Annotated in this window: 16 protein-coding genes; 6 read left to right on the forward strand and 10 right to left on the reverse strand. The window is 72.1% G+C overall.

Annotation, left to right across the window (positions count from 1 at the left end; all coding sequences use genetic code 11):
• The first annotated feature begins 216 nt into the window (after nt 1-216).
• Nucleotides 217-1,383 (forward strand): xylose isomerase, encoded by a 1,167-nt coding sequence (xylA, locus tag ABZS61_RS11905; RefSeq protein WP_356418164.1) that lies wholly within the window; start codon nt 217-219, stop codon nt 1,381-1,383.
• A gap of 67 nt (nt 1,384-1,450) precedes the next feature.
• On the opposite strand, the gene ABZS61_RS11910 is transcribed toward xylA, so the two are convergent.
• Nucleotides 1,451-2,707: an ROK family protein gene (locus ABZS61_RS11910; protein WP_356418166.1), complete on the reverse strand. Its 1,257-nt coding sequence runs from the start codon at nt 2,705-2,707 to the stop codon at nt 1,451-1,453.
• 141 nt (nt 2,708-2,848) lie between these two features.
• On the reverse strand, nt 2,849-3,646 hold the full coding sequence (locus ABZS61_RS11915; protein WP_356418168.1) for an IclR family transcriptional regulator C-terminal domain-containing protein: 798 nt from the start codon (nt 3,644-3,646) through the stop codon (nt 2,849-2,851).
• Between the two features lie 232 nt (nt 3,647-3,878).
• Here ABZS61_RS11915 and ABZS61_RS11920 point away from each other — a divergent pair, with 232 nt between their 5' ends.
• From ABZS61_RS11920 to ABZS61_RS11935, 4 genes are read left to right on the forward strand one after another with little or no spacing between them, the layout of a single operon-like run.
• On the forward strand, nt 3,879-4,835 hold the full coding sequence (locus ABZS61_RS11920) for an ABC transporter substrate-binding protein (RefSeq protein WP_356418170.1): 957 nt from the start codon (nt 3,879-3,881) through the stop codon (nt 4,833-4,835).
• The gene (locus ABZS61_RS11925) at nt 4,832-5,659 is read left to right on the forward strand and encodes an ABC transporter permease (RefSeq protein ID WP_356418172.1); all 828 of its coding nucleotides are present in this window, start codon (nt 4,832-4,834) and stop codon (nt 5,657-5,659) included. The genes ABZS61_RS11920 and ABZS61_RS11925 overlap by 4 nt, the downstream gene beginning before the upstream one ends.
• A complete protein-coding gene (locus tag ABZS61_RS11930; RefSeq protein WP_356418174.1) occupies nt 5,656-6,432 on the forward strand; it encodes an ABC transporter permease in 777 nt (258 codons plus the stop codon). The genes ABZS61_RS11925 and ABZS61_RS11930 overlap by 4 nt, the downstream gene beginning before the upstream one ends.
• A 53-nt stretch (nt 6,433-6,485) precedes the next feature.
• Nucleotides 6,486-7,262 (forward strand): ABC transporter ATP-binding protein, encoded by a 777-nt coding sequence (locus ABZS61_RS11935; protein ID WP_356418456.1) that lies wholly within the window; start codon nt 6,486-6,488, stop codon nt 7,260-7,262.
• A gap of 80 nt (nt 7,263-7,342) precedes the next feature.
• Here ABZS61_RS11935 and ABZS61_RS11940 read toward each other — a convergent pair whose 3' ends face one another.
• The 4 genes from ABZS61_RS11940 to ABZS61_RS11955 all read right to left on the reverse strand — a co-directional run bounded on the left by ABZS61_RS11940 (nt 7,343) and on the right by ABZS61_RS11955 (nt 10,691).
• Nucleotides 7,343-8,647: a phytase gene (locus ABZS61_RS11940; protein WP_356418460.1), complete on the reverse strand. Its 1,305-nt coding sequence runs from the start codon at nt 8,645-8,647 to the stop codon at nt 7,343-7,345.
• 185 nt (nt 8,648-8,832) lie between these two features.
• Nucleotides 8,833-9,492, reverse strand: a complete 660-nt coding sequence (locus ABZS61_RS11945) for a DUF305 domain-containing protein (RefSeq protein WP_356418176.1) — start codon at nt 9,490-9,492, stop codon at nt 8,833-8,835.
• Complete coding sequence (locus ABZS61_RS11950; RefSeq protein ID WP_356418178.1) at nt 9,489-10,139, reverse strand: DUF3105 domain-containing protein; 651 nt, start codon at nt 10,137-10,139, stop codon at nt 9,489-9,491. The genes ABZS61_RS11945 and ABZS61_RS11950 overlap by 4 nt, the downstream gene beginning before the upstream one ends.
• A gap of 129 nt (nt 10,140-10,268) precedes the next feature.
• The gene (locus ABZS61_RS11955; RefSeq protein ID WP_356418180.1) at nt 10,269-10,691 is read right to left on the reverse strand and encodes a hypothetical protein; all 423 of its coding nucleotides are present in this window, start codon (nt 10,689-10,691) and stop codon (nt 10,269-10,271) included.
• Between the two features lie 69 nt (nt 10,692-10,760).
• Between ABZS61_RS11955 and ABZS61_RS11960 the strand changes: the two genes are divergently transcribed.
• Nucleotides 10,761-11,669 (forward strand): phospholipid scramblase-related protein, encoded by a 909-nt coding sequence (locus ABZS61_RS11960; RefSeq protein WP_356418182.1) that lies wholly within the window; start codon nt 10,761-10,763, stop codon nt 11,667-11,669.
• A 64-nt stretch (nt 11,670-11,733) separates the two neighbouring features.
• On the opposite strand, the gene pcaC is transcribed toward ABZS61_RS11960, so the two are convergent.
• From pcaC to pcaH, 4 genes are read right to left on the reverse strand one after another with little or no spacing between them, the layout of a single operon-like run.
• Nucleotides 11,734-12,879: a 4-carboxymuconolactone decarboxylase gene (pcaC, locus tag ABZS61_RS11965; protein WP_356418185.1), complete on the reverse strand. Its 1,146-nt coding sequence runs from the start codon at nt 12,877-12,879 to the stop codon at nt 11,734-11,736.
• A complete protein-coding gene (pcaB, locus tag ABZS61_RS11970; protein WP_356418187.1) occupies nt 12,876-14,213 on the reverse strand; it encodes a 3-carboxy-cis,cis-muconate cycloisomerase in 1,338 nt (445 codons plus the stop codon). Before pcaB ends, pcaC begins: the two co-directional genes overlap by 4 nt.
• The gene (gene pcaG, locus ABZS61_RS11975) at nt 14,213-14,788 is read right to left on the reverse strand and encodes a protocatechuate 3,4-dioxygenase subunit alpha (RefSeq protein WP_356418189.1); all 576 of its coding nucleotides are present in this window, start codon (nt 14,786-14,788) and stop codon (nt 14,213-14,215) included. Before pcaG ends, pcaB begins: the two co-directional genes overlap by 1 nt.
• The gene (gene pcaH / locus ABZS61_RS11980; RefSeq protein ID WP_356418191.1) at nt 14,785-15,567 is read right to left on the reverse strand and encodes a protocatechuate 3,4-dioxygenase subunit beta; all 783 of its coding nucleotides are present in this window, start codon (nt 15,565-15,567) and stop codon (nt 14,785-14,787) included. Before pcaH ends, pcaG begins: the two co-directional genes overlap by 4 nt.
• Between the last annotated feature and the right edge of the window lie 47 nt (nt 15,568-15,614).

Consider the following 15,614-nt stretch of genomic DNA (forward strand, 5'->3'; position numbering starts at 1 on the left):
AGGGGTTCCGGTCGTACGCAGGAGGTCGCGCAGATTTTGGTTGTGCGACAAACAAATTACGTGATCGAAGGCGCCGGGAACAGAGGCGGCCCCCGTTTCGCGTTCGAGGGGTTACGCCGACGGGGTGCCCCGTGCATGATTAGTCATGCGACTGAACAAATTGTTCCGGCCGGGAAGGCCGGTGCCGGACCCGACGCGTGCGAAGGCGGACAGACGATGACGGAACGCTTCACGCCCACCCCTGCGGACAAGTTCAGCTTCGGCCTGTGGACCGTGGGCTGGCAGGGCCGCGACCCGTTCGGTGATGCCACCCGGGCCGCGCTCGACCCGGTCGAATCCGTCCAGCGCCTGGCGGAGCTCGGCGCCTACGGCGTGACGTTCCACGACGACGACCTCATCCCGTTCGGCTCCACGGACACGGAGCGCGAGGGCCACGTCAAGAGGTTCCGCCAGGCTCTGGACGCCACCGGACTCATCGTGCCGATGGCCACCACCGACCTCTTCAAGCACCCCGTGTTCAAGGACGGCGCGTTCACCGCGAACGACCGCGACGTGCGGCGGTACGCGCTGCGCAAGGTCATCCGCAACATCGACCTGGCCGTCGAGCTGGGCGCCGAGACGTATGTCGCCTGGGGCGGCCGCGAGGGCGCCGAGTCCGGTGCCGCCAAGGACGTCCGCGTGGCGCTGGACCGCATGAAGGAGGCCTTCGACCTGCTGGGCGACTACGTCACCGAGCAGGGCTACAACCTCCGCTTCGCGATCGAGCCGAAGCCGAACGAGCCCCGCGGCGACATCCTCCTGCCGACCATCGGGCACGCCTTGGCCTTCATCGAGCGCCTGGAGCGCCCCGAGCTGGTCGGCGTCAACCCGGAGACCGGCCACGAGCAGATGGCGGGCCTGAACTTCCCGCACGGCATCGCCCAGGCGATGTGGGCGGGCAAGCTCTTCCACATCGACCTCAACGGCCAGTCCGGCATCAAGTACGACCAGGACCTGCGCTTCGGCGCAGGCGACCTGCGCCAGGCGTTCTGGCTCGTCGACCTGCTGGAGAGCGGCTACGAAGGTCCGCGCCACTTCGACTTCAAGCCGCCGCGCACCGAGGACTACGACGGTGTCTGGGCCTCCGCCGCGGGCTGCATGCGCAACTACCTGATCCTCAAGGAGCGCGCCGCGGCCTTCCGCGCCGACCCGGCCGTGCAGGAGGCCCTGACCGCCTCCCGCCTGGACGAGCTGGCCCAGCCCACTGCGGCCGACGGTGTCGCGGGGCTGCTCGCGGACCGCTCGGCGTACGAGGCCTTCGACGTCACCGCCGCGGCCGAGCGCGGCATGGCGTTCGAGGCCCTCGACCAGCTCGCGATGGACCACCTGCTGGGCGTGCGCTGACGGCGACCGGACACGGGGGCGGCCCCCGCCGGTACGGGGGCGGGATGGCCCGCCCCCGTACCGGCGGTCAGGCTTCCAGCGGGGCGGGCCGTGCGTACGCCACCGGATCCGCCAGCACGTCCTGCACCACCAGCGCCGCCGCGCCCCGCGCCGCGTCACCCGCCACGGACGACGCGCGCAGTCGGCCGCTGCCCCGCGACCAGAGGCCCGACACCACCCGGCCGGTGAGCTCCTCGTCGGCCGGCGGCGAGAGCCACGGCATCAGACCCCGGTAGATCCCGCCGAGCACCACCGCGTCGGGGTCGAACAGATTCACCGCGCCGGACAGGACGCGCCCCAGCATCCGGCCCGCCTCGGCGACGGCGGCGAGCGCCCGGGCCTCGCCGGCCTGCGCATGGCGCTCCAGCTCCATCACCCCGGCGGCCCCACCGACGGCCTCCTCGATCCCTGCCGAGCGAAGCAGCGCGGTCTGGCCGGCGTACTGCTCGAGGCAGCCTCGCGAGCCGCACCGGCACTCCGGACCGGCCGGGTCCAGGACCACGTGCCCGATCTCTCCGGCGAACCCGTGCGCACCGCGCAGGAGTTCGCCGTCGAGCACGAGGGCGCCACCGACACCGATCTCACCCGTCAGGTACAGGAAGGTGCGAAGCGGACCGAGCCCGCCGAACCACAGCTCCGCCAGCGCCGCGAGGTTCGCCTCGTTCTCCGAGCGCACCGGCAGCTCGGGCGCACCCGGGCGCAGCCCGCTCAGGGCCTCGGCGAACAGGTCCTCCGCCGCGACCTGGTTCCAGCCCAGGTTGGGTGCCTGGCGGACCGAACCGCCCGAGACGAGTCCCGGCAGCGCGAGCGTCGCCCCGACCGGGTAGAGGTCCTGCTCCCGCGCCGAGTCCAGGGTGCGCGCGGCGATCGCGGCGGCCCTCGCCAGCACCTCGCCGGGCGGGGCGCCGCGGTTGTCCAGGTGTTCGGTCTGCCGGACCCGTCCGGTCCCCGCGAGGTCCACGACGCACACCGACACGTAGTCGATGTTGATCTCCACACCGAGGCCCGCGGGGCCGGTACGGGCCACCTTCAGCGCGGTGCCGGGGCGTCCCGCCTGCCCGCTGAACGTCTTGCCGGACTCGGTGACGAAGCCGCTGTCCAGCAGCTGCTCGACGAGGGAGGACACCGCGGCCCTGGTGAGCCCCACCCGGGCCGACACCCCGGCCCTGGTCGCCTCGCCGGCTTCGCCGTCGTCCCGTACCGCGCGCAGCACGAGGCTCAGGTTGTGGCGTCGCACCGTGTCCTTGTCCGCCTTGGACCCCAGCGGTGTGAGGTAGCTCTTCATATCGCTGACGAGCCTATGCGATGGCGTACGTGTGTACGGACCTCTGGAGGGCTCGTCCGGTCTGCGGGTGGAGGGCCGCGGTCAGCGTGTGCGCGCGGCCCGCCGTCAGCGCGTGCGCGCGGCCCGCAACCGCCCGGGCCGTCAGCGTGTGCGCGCGGCACCCTGCGGTACGACCCTGAGGTCCGCCTCGATCCGGGCGGCGGTGGCCAGGAGCGGCGGCAGCAGGTCCCGCCGGATCGAATCGACGGAGTTCCGGCTCGCGTGCACGGGGATGTTCACCGCCGCGACGACCGTCCCCTCCCGGTCCCTGACGGGAGCCGCCACCGAACGGAGCCCCTCCTCCAGCTCCTGGTCGACGATGGCGTGGCCCTGCCTGCGGACCCGGCGCAGCTCGTCGAGCAGCAGCTCGGGCCCGAGAACCGTCCGCTCCGTGAACGGTTCGGTCCGGGCCCGCCGCACCCGGGGCCCGATCTCGCTCTCCGGCAGGTGTGCGACGAGCACCCGGCCGACCGACGTCACCAGGGCGGGGAACCGGGTGCCGACCGTGATGGACGCCGTCATGATCCTGGTCGTCGGCACCCTTACCAGGTACACGATGTCGTCCCCGTCCAGCACGCAGAGCGACGACGACTCGCGGACCTCCGAGACGAGCCTCTCCAGATGGGGCTCGGCCACATGGGGCAGGGAGTAGCTGGAGATGTAGGCGTAGCCCAGTTCGAGGACGCGCGGGGTGAGCCGGAAGAGCCGCCCGTCGGTGTGCATGTAGCCGAGGTCGACGAGTGTCAGCAGGAACCGGCGTGCAGTGGCCCGCGTGATGTCGCAGACCCGTGCCACCTCGCTCAGGGTGAGCTCAGGACGGTCCGCGTCGAAGGCGCGGATGACGGCGAGACCGCGCTCGAAGGACTGCACGAAGTACGGCTCACGCGCTTGTCCGTCCACCGGTCGCCCCTCTGTCGCGAGAGTGCGCACAACTGTGCGCCAGGTGCACGGTAGGGGCCGGTCATCGGTGCGTCAATGAACCTGACGCTCCCTCAAGAAGCACTGGAAACAAGGCAGAAGGGTCCGTGCACGGTGGTTGACCCCTCTCGCCGGGCAGCCCTATGTTCCCACCGGGAACCACTGTTCGTTCCCCGCACGCCATGTCGAGCGCCACCACCATTCCGGGGGCACCATGCGTCGTCTGCTTGTCGGGTTCACCGCCGCGCTCCTCGTCTCCACGACCGCGGCCTGTGGATCCTCGGACCCGTCCACTCCGTCGAAGGACGGAAAGGTCGCCGTCAAGGTCGGAGTCATCTCCATCGTCGATGTCGCACCCATCTACCTGGGCGAGGAGAAGGGCTTCTACAGCGAGCGGGGCATCGATCTGACGCTCGTGGGCGCCCAGGGAGGCGCGGCGATCGTGCCCGGCGTGGTCAGCGGCCAGTTCCAGTTCGGCTTCTCCAACGTCACGTCGCTGATGATCGCCGCCGACAAGAACGTCCCCGTCAAGGCCGTCGCCAACGGTGTCGCCTCCACCGGCGAGGACGGCGGGGACTTCGCGGGCATCGTGGTCAGGGGGAACAGCCCGTTGAAGAGCGCGAAGGACCTCGAGGGGAAGAAAGTCGCCGTCAACACCCTCAAGAACATCGGTGACACCTCCGTGCGCGCGTCGGTCAGCAAGGCGGGCGGAGACCCCTCGAAGGTCGAATTCGTGGAGCTTCCCTTCGACCAGATGGCGGCCGCGCTCGACGGCGGACAGGTCGACGCCGCCTGGGTCGTCGAACCCGCGCTCGCCACCGTCAAGGGCAAGGGCGCCCGTGTCATCGCGTCCAACTTCGTCGACCTGGCGCCGGACCTGACGGTCGCCCTCTACTTCACCTCGCAGCAGTACGCCCAGAAGAACCCGGAGCTGGTGGAGAAGTTCCAGGAAGCGACCCGGGAGTCCCTGGCCTACGCCGACAGTCACCCCGACGAGGTCCGCAAGATCCTCACCACGTACACCAAGATCCCCGAGTCGACGCTCCAGACGATGACCCTGCCCAAGTGGCCGGCCGAACCGAACCGGGCATCCCTCGAAACCCTCGGCCGGCTCGGTGAGCGCGACGGCCTCCTCTCCGGCACCCCGGACCTGGACGCGCTCCTGCCATGACGACCGCCACACCATCGAAGACCCCCGCGGCACGCGGCCGCAGCGTCCGGCAGGGGCCGGTCGACGCCGCGCTCGGCCTCGCCGGAGCGGCCGGCTTCCTCGCCCTTGTCGAAGTCGTCCCGCGCAGTGGTCTGGTCTCGCCCGACTACCTGCCGCCCACCAGCCGCATCGCCGGTGCGCTCGCGGACGAACTGGCCGACGCCGCGTTCTGGACGGCGCTCGGCGACACCCTGACCGGCTGGTCCGTCGGCCTGCTGATCGCCACGGTGCTGGGCGTCGCCGCCGGAACCGCCATCAGCAGCGTTCCCCACCTGCGCCGTGCCACCGCGTCCACGGTCGAATTCCTGCGCCCCATACTCTCGGTGGCCCTGATCCCTCTCGCCGTCCTGCTCTACGGCACCGACCTGCGCTCCACCCTGCTCCTGGTCGTCTACGCGGCCTTCTGGCAGATCCTCGTCCAGGTGCTGTACGGGGCACAGGACGTCGACCCGGTCGCCGACGAGACGGCCCGCAGCTACGGCCTCTCCGCCCGGGCCCGCATCCGCCATGTCGTGTGGCCCACCGCCCTGCCGTACGTCATGACCGGCGTCCGGCTCGCCGCCTCCGTCGCGCTCATCCTCGCGGTCACCGCCGAACTCGTCATCGGATCCCCGGGGCTGGGCGCACGGATCGCCGTCGCACAGACCTCGCAGGCAGTCCCCGAGATGTACGCCCTGGTGGTCGTCACCGGTCTGCTCGGCCTGATCGTCAACCTCGGCGCACGCGCCGTGGAGCGCCGGGCGCTCGCCTGGCACCAGTCGGTCCGCGGCGAGGCGGCCCTGTGAGGCGCGCCCTCGCCCAGGTGCTGTTCGCCCTCGGGCTGCCGGCCGCCCTGTTCGCCGTCTGGTGGGTGGCCTCCGACGCGAGCACCCAGGTCTACTCGCCGCCGCTGCGCACCATCGTCACGGCCTTCGGCGACGTCTGGACCGGGGAAAGGATCACCGGCGACGTCCTGCCGAGCATCGTGCGCCTGCTCGCCGGGTTCTCCGTCGCGGCCGTCCTGGGAGTGGCCACCGGGATCGTCATCGGCTCGTACAGGCGGGTGCGGGCCGCGACCGAGCCCGTGCTCGAATTCCTCCGGGCCGTACCCCCGCCGGTCCTCGTCCCGGTCATCATGCTGTTCGCCGGGATCGGGGACACGATGAAGATCCTCGTCATTGCGAGCGGCTGCGTCTGGCCCGTCCTGCTCAACACGGTCGAGGGCGTACGGGCCGTCGACCCCGTCCTGAGGGAGACCGCCCGCGCCTACGGCTTGCGAGGCGGCGTCCGCCTCCGCCACCTGCTGCTGCGCTCCGCAAGTCCCCAGATATTCGCGGGACTTCGCCAGGCGCTCTCGATCGGGATCATCCTGATGGTGATCAGCGAGATGTTCGCCGCCAGCAACGGACTCGGCTTCGCCATCGTGCAGTTCCAGCGCAGCTTCGCCATCCCCGAGATGTGGAGCGGCATCCTCCTGCTCGGTCTTCTGGGCTTCCTGCTCTCCGTGCTCTTCCAACTCGTCGAACGCCGCGCCCTCGCCTGGTACCACGGTCTGCGCGCGTCCCGGAGGCAGCCGTGAACGAACCGGTGACCGACGCCGTGAAGGACCCCGTCGTGGAAGGACCGCAGCACATGCTCGATGTACGGGGCCTGCACAAGGTCTACGACGGTCAGGGCCGCCGCGTGGAAGCCGTACGCGATCTGACGTTCAGCCTCGCACCGGGCGAACTGGCCTGCCTGGTCGGCCCGTCCGGCTGCGGCAAGACGACCCTGCTGAAGTGTGTCGGCGGGCTGCTCACGCCCACGTCCGGTGAGATCCACCTGAACGGCACCCGCGTCACCGGCCCGCCGCCCGGAATGGCCGTGGTCTTCCAGGAGTACGGGCGAAGCCTGTTCCCGTGGATGCGGGTACGGGACAACGTCGGCCTTCCGCTGCGGCAGAAGAGGTCGATGGACCGGGCGCGGCGCCACGAACTCGTCGAGCGCTCCCTCGCCGCCGTCGGTCTCGCGGACGCGGGCGGCGCCTATCCCTGGCAGCTCTCCGGCGGGATGCAGCAGCGCGTGGCGATCGCGCGGGCCATCGCCTACGAGCCGGAAGTCCTCCTGATGGACGAGCCGTTCGCCGCCGTGGACGCCCAGACCCGCGCCGATCTCGAGGACCTGGTGCGTGGGCTCTGGCAGGAGCTCGCGATAACCGTCCTCTTCGTCACGCACGACATCGACGAGGCGGTGTACCTGGGTCAGCGGGTGCTGGTCCTCTCCGGGGCGCCGACGGTGATACGTGAGCAGGTGAAGATCGATCTCCCCGACGAGCGGGACCAGTTGACCACCCGTGTACTGCCCCGTTTCGCGGAGTTGCGCACCCATGTGTACGAGCAGGTCCAGGCGGCGAAGCGAGGGGAGACGTGAGACCGCTCCCGGCGGGCCGGGCGGCGACGTGGGACGCGACGACTTCCGGCGGCGCGTCCCACCCGTGATGCCCGGCGGTCCTACAGGTCCGCCGCGTCGGTCACCGCACCGAGGTCGACGAACTTGAATCCGGTGCTCTCCCGGCCTTCCTCACGGCCCGGCCCGGAAGTCTCGTGCCCGTCCTGGACCACCAGCAGACCGCGCGGGTAGCGGGCGCCCAGCGGCTCGTTCAGCACGGCGGCACCGTCGCACTCCTCACTGCCGTCGAGGTCGGCCGACACGGAGGTGATGCGGAACCCGCCCTCGTACTCGTTGTGCTCGGAGATCTCGCGGTCGTACAGGGCGAAGGTGTTGTCGCCCTGGCTGGACGCCATGAGGTGGCCGTCGCCGTCCGCCTCCCGGAAGAGGGTCAGCCCCTCCACGTCCGCGGCCAGCCGCTTGCCGCCGAAACCGGGGTCGGTGCCGGGCGCGCACTCCTCGGTCGCGGGGTCGTACGTCCCGGGGACGCCGTACTCCCGGACCTTGTCGACCAGGACCGGGCGCCCGTCGAGACCGGCCGGGACGCGCCAGATGCCGACGTCCTCCTGGCCGGCGTAGAGCACACCGTTCGCCGGGTCGACGACCATGCCCTCCACCTGCGGCAGCTCGCCCGGCTCACCGCAGGGGGTCCACGACGTGCCGTCGGGGAGCCGGAAGGACGAGGGAAGGGTGAGGGTGCGCACCGTGCGGTAGCCGACCGTGCCCGCAGCCGTCGGCCGCAGCTCCAGCAGCGCGAGTTCGGTGGCGTTGCGCCGACTGACGACGGCGTAGGAACGGCCGGTGCCGCGGTCCTGCCAGGCGGCCAGACCGTACGTGGTGCGCTGGTCGTTGATCTCGGCCTGGTCCGCCGAGAAGACCGGGGCGGCGGCCGGATCCGTGATGTCGGTCAGCGGCTTTCCGGGGCGCGAGAGGTCGATGCGGTAGATGCGGAGGCGGTCGTTGCCCCGGTCGCTCACCACGGCCACGTCGGCGCGGCCGGCCGGGGTGCGCAGCCCCGTGACGAGGTCGACGTTGTTGAACCGGCCCGGTGTGTCGTCCTCGGTCGCGGGCGACGGTGCCGGAATCGACTGGACCAGGGCGGCGTCGAGCCCGTAGACCCGGAGCCCGCCCTCCTTGGCGGTGGCGACGACCAGGCTGCGCCCCGGGTCGGCCGGGTTGCGCCAGATCGCGGGGTCGTCGGCGTTGGCGTTGCCGCCCGCCTCGTCGTCGTACAGCGCCGTCGTCTCCGACGTCGCCCCGACGGCCGGCAGCGACCGTGCCTGCGCGGGGGACAGCGGGGCGAGGGTGATCAGTGCCGTACCCAGGAGGGCGGTGACGGTCAGACGCGAGGAGCGGTGCACGCGCACGGATGCTTCCTGTCGTGAGAGGGACATGTCCATGACTCGTCAGGAAGTGTCGGGCGACGGGGCGGTGCTCCGGTGACGGATTGATGAGCGGGGCATGGGCGGCAGGTGAATTCGGTCCCGGCCGTACGACGGCCGGGACCCGGTGGTGGTGCGCCACCGTGCCCCGGCCGTCGCCGCCCGCCGGCTCAGGGCTGTGCGCCCCGTGCCTTCAGCATGTCCGCCATGAGTGCGATCTCCGACTCCTGGGCGCGGGCCATGCCGGCCGCCAGGTTCCTGATCTCCTCCGTGCCCGCCGCGTCCGCCGCGGCCTGAGCCATCTCGGCGCCCGCACGGTGGTGGACGGTCATCAGCCGGAGGAACAGCACTTCGGCGTCCCTGTCCCCGGCCGCGCGCAGCCGGTCGAGCTCGGTGTCGGTGGCCATGCCGGGCATCAGGGCGCCGTCGGCCGCAGGTGCGGCGGTGTGCCCCATCCACGACATCGGCGGCCGGTCCGAGCTCTTGGGCCGCCCCCAGGTCTCCAGCCAGCCGAGCATCATGCCGCGCTGGTTGGCCTGCGTGTTGATGATGTCGTACGCGAGCCGCCGTACGTCCTCGTCGTCCGTGCGGTCCCGGACGATGAACGCCATCTCCACCGCCTGCTGATGGTGGATCGACATGTCGCGGGCGAATCCCACATCGGCCGAGCTCTCCGAGGGGGCGGACGCCCCGGAACCCGAGGGGGACTGTCCGGACGGGGACGCCGAGGACGGCCGTACGACCATCAGCAGGACCAGCCCCACGGCCACCAGGAACACCACGGCGCCCGCCGCCACCAGCGACCGGGGCGCGCGCAGGGGTGCGGTCACTTGGCGATCCCGCCGCTGCAGGCGGCACCCGGCTCCGGGGTCTGCGCACCCTGGACGTACTTGGTGAAGAACTGCCCGACGCGTGCGTCGGTGGCGCTCTTCACCGTGACCTGCTTGCCCCAGGCGCTGAGAACCAGCGGATCCTTCTGGTCGGCCACCGGGCTCATCAGGGAGTACGGGGTCTTGGACACGCGCTCGGCGAGCGCCTCGACGTCGGCGCCCTTCGCCTTCTCGTTGTACGTGACCCAGACGGCGCCGTGCTCCAGGGAGTGGACCGCGTTCTCCTTCGGTATCGCCTCGGTGTAGACGTCGGCGTCGCAGTTCATCCAGACCGGGTTGTGGTCACCGCCGACCGGCGGGTTCATCGGGTAGTCGACGGGCTTCTCGACGTGGTTCTGCTTCAGCTTGTCCCAGGACCGCTCACCCGTGACGGGGGAGGTCCTGGCCTGCTCCTCCGCCTTGTCCTGCTCGTCGGCGGCCGACATCAGGTACCCGCCACCCGCCACGAGTGCGGCGACCACGGCCACTGCGGCGCTGATGGTGATGATGCGGCTGCGGCGCTCGCGGGCCCGCTCCTTGCGGCGGGCCTCCTCGAGCTTGGCGCGGCGGGCGGAGGCAGGGCTGTTCTGGTTCTTGGCGGAAGCCATCTCGGGTCCTCGGGTTCATCGGGTTCACGGGGAACGCAGCGCGGGCGCGGGACGCGCGCGATGCGGGGGAGCAAGGCATGGGCGGACCCCTGGGCGCCGTACGCGGGCGACCGGGAGGAGCCCGGGCTCCTAGATCCGCTGAACCTGCAGACGGAGATGATCGACGGCGCCCGCACCGTCGTTGGAGGGCCCCCGGATGACGGCGGCACCGGTGAGAGGGCTGACCGGGGGCAGTGCCGAGGTACAGGGGAGGGCGGCGGGAGCGCCTGGGCCGGGGAGTACGACGGCCGTCGAGTGGTCCGTCACGCCGTGGCAGGAGCTGCCGAGCCCGCGCTCGCCCGGGGCGTCGGCCGTGACGACCGACAGGGACACGGCAGGCACCGGGGTGAAGGCCCGGACGGCGGATCCGGCAGGTACGTCGGCGCGGGGCGCGGCCGTGACGGACGGCGAGCAGCAGAAGAACACGGCCATGAGGACGAGCACCCAGCCCAGCGCGACGGACGGGGTGGCCCCGCCCCGCCGCCGGTCCGTCCGCTCAGTCCGCCTGGTCATCGCCGCCATCGTACGGTGCGTGAAACTTCAATGAGTGTGGCCCACAGCTAGGCAGGATAGTGTGCCCCGGTGACGACGCAATCGAACATACCTGCGGGTTGGCATCCGGACCCCCATGGCGCGCCCCAACTGCTGCGCTACTGGGACGGCTCGCAGTGGACCGAGCACACGCATCCGGCCCAGGCTCCCGCCGCCGGCCAGGCCCCTGCCGCCGTTCAGGCCGCCGCCCAGGCCCCCGTGCAGCCGCAGGCCGCGGCCCCGCAGCAGCAGGTCCCCCAGCAGCAGATGGCCCCGCAGCAGCAGGTCCCCCAGCAGCAGGCGGCCCCCCAGCAGGCGGCCCCCCAGCAGGCGGCACCCCAGCAGGGTGCTCCCGGCGCCGGGTCGCTGTTCAACCAGCAGGTCCTGGTCGTGAACCAGAAGGCCAAGCTGATCGAGGTCACGAACGAGTACCGCGTCTTCGACCAGCAGGGCAACACCGTCGGTTCCGTCGTGCAGGTCGGGCAGAGCGCCTTCCGCAAGGTGCTCAGGTTCGTCTCCAGCATCGACCAGTACCTGACGCACCGACTGGAGATCCGCGACGCCTACGGTCAGCCGCAGCTGCTCCTGACCCGGCCGGCGAAGTTCATCAAGTCCCGGGTCGTCGTGCAGCGTCCGGACGGACAGCCCGTCGGCGAGATCGTCCAGCAGAACGCCATCGGCAAGATCAACTTCGCCATGATGGTCAACGGCCAGAAGGTCGGCGCCATCAAGGCGGAGAACTGGCGCGCCTGGAACTTCGCCATCGTCGACCACAACGACGCCGAGATCGCCCGGATCACCAAGACCTGGGAAGGCCTCGCCAAGACGATGTTCACCACGGCGGACAACTACGTGCTGCAGATCCATTACCAGCTGCCCGAACCGCTGCTGAGCCTCGTCGTGGCGACCGCCCTGACGGTGGACACCGCACTCAAGCAGGACGCCCGCGGCTTCGGCTGAGCAGGCCCGCAACGCCCCGCCCTCGCACACGTCCGGTGCGGGGGCGGGGCGTTCCCGTGCCGCGTCAGGCCCGGACGTCGTCCGGCCCCTCCATGTCCTTCAGCACCCGCTCGGCAACGGCGAACGCCGAATTCGCCGCGGGAACCCCGCAGTAGACCGCGGTCTGCAGGAGGGCCGCACCGATCTCCTCCGGGCCGAGCCCGTTGCGTACCGCCGCGCGGACGTGCATCGCCAGCTCGGCGTGGTGCCCGTGCGCGACGAGGGCGGTGAGGGTGATCAGGCTGCGCTCGCGCCGGGACAGCGTCGGATCGGTCCAGACCTCGCCCCAGGCGTAGCGGGTGATGAAGTCCTGGAACCGGGCGGTGAACGGCGTCGTGGCGGCCTGCGCCCGGTCGACGTGCGCATCGCCGAGCACCTCGCGCCGCACCTTGGTGCCGCTCCCGCGTTCCGTGGGCGCGAAGTGGGCACGCATGGCCTCCCGAACGGCCTGGGGACGCTCGACCGGCGCCAGGTGCGAGGCGTGCGGCAGTTCGAGGAGCGTCGCGCCCGCAACCGCGTCGGCGATCTCCCTGGCATGCGCGGGTGGCGTCGCGGGGTCCTCGCGGCCCGCGATCACCAGCGTCGACGCCCGCACCTGTGAGAGCCGGGAGCGCAGATCGTACGAGGCGAGCGCGTCGCAGCACGCGGCGTACGCCGAGGGGTCGGCGCCCAGCAGGTCGTCGAGCAGGCCCGGCTCGCTGAACCCAGGGGTGAACCAGCGGGCCGCGGCGCCCTCCGCGACCGGGCCGATGCCCTCGGCACGCACGCGAGCAGCCCGCTCACGCCAGGCGCGGGGGTCGCCGAAGCGGGCGGAGGAGCAGACCACGGCGAGCCGGTCGATCCGCTCAGGACGGTGCACGGCGAGCCAGAGCCCCACGGCACCGCCGAGCGAGACCCCGGCGTACGAGAAGCGGTCCAGGGACAGCGAGTCGGCGAGGGCGAGGACCAGTCCGGCCAGATCCGCGACCCCGGCGCCGGGGCCGATGAGCCCGGCGGGCGACCCGCCGTGTCCGGGGAGGTCCCACCGCACGACGTGGTGGCCCGCGGAGAGTTCCGGCGCGACCCCGTCCCAGAGAGCGGTGGACGTGCCGAGGGACGGGCCGAGCAGGAGCGGGGGAGCCGAGGCGGGCCCCTCGATGCGGTGGTGCGGAAGCCGGGCGGGAGTCGTCATCGGCGCTCCAGGGCGCGGTCGGTGAGCGGGCCGGCGGCGCCCGTGTACCGGGCGGGGTCGGTGAGTGCGGTGAGGTCCAGGCCGGCGAACGCGGGCTCGCCGGCCAGCGCGTCCGCGAGGGACCTGCCCTCGTCCCGCGCGCGCCCGGCCGCCCCCGCCAGGATCTCCCCGGCGCGGGCCCGGCCCACCCGGCCTGCGGCGACCGCGGCCAGCCGCTCCGAGACGATCAGCCCGCCGGTCACCCGCAGATGGTCCCGCATCACGGCGGGGAGAACCCTGAGCCCTTCGGCGAGTGCCGCGGCATCCCGTGCGGCCCCGCCGACCAGCCGCAGCAGGTCCCGCAACGGCTCCCACTCGGCGTGCCAGGCGCCGGCCGGCCGTTCGTCCTCCGCGGCGAGCGAACCGTAGAGGGTGGCGGCCATGCCGGGGGCGCGCCGGGCGGCGGCGGCGATCAGGGTGGCGCGGACCGGGTTGGCCTTGTGCGGCATGGCGGACGAGCCCCCTCCCCGCCCTTCCGCGACTTCACCGATCTCGGTACGGGACAGGACGAGGACATCGGCTGCAGCCTTGCCGAGAGCGCCCGCGGTGAAGGCGAGCGCGCCTGCGAGATCGGCGATCGGGGTGCGGAGCGTGTGCCAGGGCAACAGCGGTTCGCCCAGGCCCACTTCCCGTGCGTACGCGGCGACGAGCGGCAGCCCTGCCTCGCTGTCGTCCTCCGGAAGGAAGGCCCCGAAGGCGGCCAGGGTGCCTGCCGCGCCGCCGAGTTGGGCGGGCAGTGAGTCGCGTACCGCCGTCAGCCGGTCCCGCGCGTCGAGCACCAGCGACCGCCACCCCGCCGCCTTGAGGCCGAACGTCGTGGGCACGGCGTGCTGGGTCAGGGTGCGGCCGGGCATGGGCGTGTCGCGGTGTGCGGCGGACAGCTCCTCCAGCGTGGCGGCCGTCCGCCGCAGGTCGTCGATGACGAGCGCCAGCGTCCGGGCCGCGACCAGCATGGCGGCTGTGTCCAGGATGTCCTGACTGGTCGCGCCCCGGTGCACGTACGGCTGGACGTCCTTCTCGACCGCCGCGGTGAGATCGGCGACCAGGGGGATGACCGGATTGCCGCCGGACCGGGCCCGCAGCGCCAGATCCCGTACGTCGAAGCGGCCCGCGTCGGCGGCCGCGGTCACCGCCCGGCCGGCCCCGGCAGGAGCGAGGCCGCAGTCCGACTGGGCCCGGGCGAGCGCCGCCTCGGCATCCAGCATCGCCTGCAGGAAGGCACGGTCACCGGTGGCGGTCTCGGCGGGGGAACCGGCCCGGCCGGGGGCGAGAAGCCCGGCATCGCTCTCGTACATCAGCTGAACTCCAGGAAGACCGTCTCGCCGTCGCCCTGGAGACGGATGTCGAAGCGGTAGGTGCGCGGGTCCGTGTGTGTCGCGATCAGTGTGGCGCGGCGCTCGGGCTCCAGCGACTCCAGCAGCGGGTCAGCGATCCCCGTGCCCCGCTCGAGCAGGTCAGGGAGGTAGACGCGGGTGTGGAGGTGGTGCAGCAGACCACGGGCGAAGAGCGCGACACAGAGGTAGGGGACGCCGCCGGGCGGCAGGGTCCGCACGGCCCAGTGCCCGTCCGCGTCGGTCGGCACACGGCCGAAACCGGTGAAGTCCACGCCGTTGCGCCCGATGACCCGGCCTGTGGCCGCATCACGGCGGAGCGACCCGGGGCGCCCGGTACGCGATCCGTCCGGAGCCGGCTGCCACGTCTCCACGACCGCGTCGGGAACGGGGGCGCCGGTGCCGTCGCGCACGACCCCGTGCACGGTGACCGTGTCCGGGTGGCCGGCCGGGGCGATGTCGCCGCCCCCGGTGAAGGGCAGCGCGTATCCGTAGAAGGGGCCCACGGTCTGGGACGGTGTCGGGGGGCGGTACGTCATGAGGCGCTGCCTTCCTCGGTCCAGGTGGCGCCCGGACCGTCGAGGACGATGTCCCAGCGGTAGCCGAGCGACCACTCGGGGACGGACAGATCGTGGTCGTACGACGCGACGAGCCGGTCACGGGCAGCGGAGTCCGTGACCGAGCGGAGTACCGGGTCGTACGGGAAGAGCGGATCGCCCGGGAAGTACATCTGCGTGATCAGCCGCTGGCTGAACGCCGTGCCGAACAGCGAGAAGTGGATGTGCGCGGGGCGCCAGGCGTTGACGTGATTGCGCCAGGGGTAGGCGCCCGGCTTGATCGTCGTGAACGCGTAACCGCCCTCGGCATCGGTCAGACAGCGTCCGAAGCCGGTGAAGTTGGGGTCGAGCGGCGCAGGGTGCCGGTCGAGCTGGTGCGCGTACCTTCCGGAGGCGTTGGCCTGCCACAGTTCGACGAGCTGCCCGCGCACGGGGCGCCCCGCGCGGTCCAGGACCCGGCCCTGGACGGTGATGCGCTCGCCGAGCGGTTCGCCCAGGTGCTGCGCGGTCAGGTCGCGGTCCACAGCGGTCACGTCGGTGACGCCGAAAGCGGGTCCGGACAGCTCGACCGCCTCGGGGTCGCGGACGGGGACCGGCGGGCGGTGCGGATGGCGGTAGTGGCTGCTGCGGTACGGGGGGTAGTCGCGCGGCGGATGGTGCGCACCCGCCGGGGCGGCTGCCTGGATCCCGGCCACCTCGGCGTCGATCTGTTGCTGGCTCAGCCCGTCGGGCAGCGGGCGGGCGGTGTCACGTGCGGTCATGTCACGGCTCCGTGAGAGTTGAGGCTCGACCGAAGATGCTCAGTGCA

The sequence above is a fragment of the Streptomyces sp. NPDC005566 genome (assembly GCF_040605575.1).
Classification (GTDB): Bacteria; Actinomycetota; Actinomycetes; order Streptomycetales; family Streptomycetaceae; genus Streptomyces.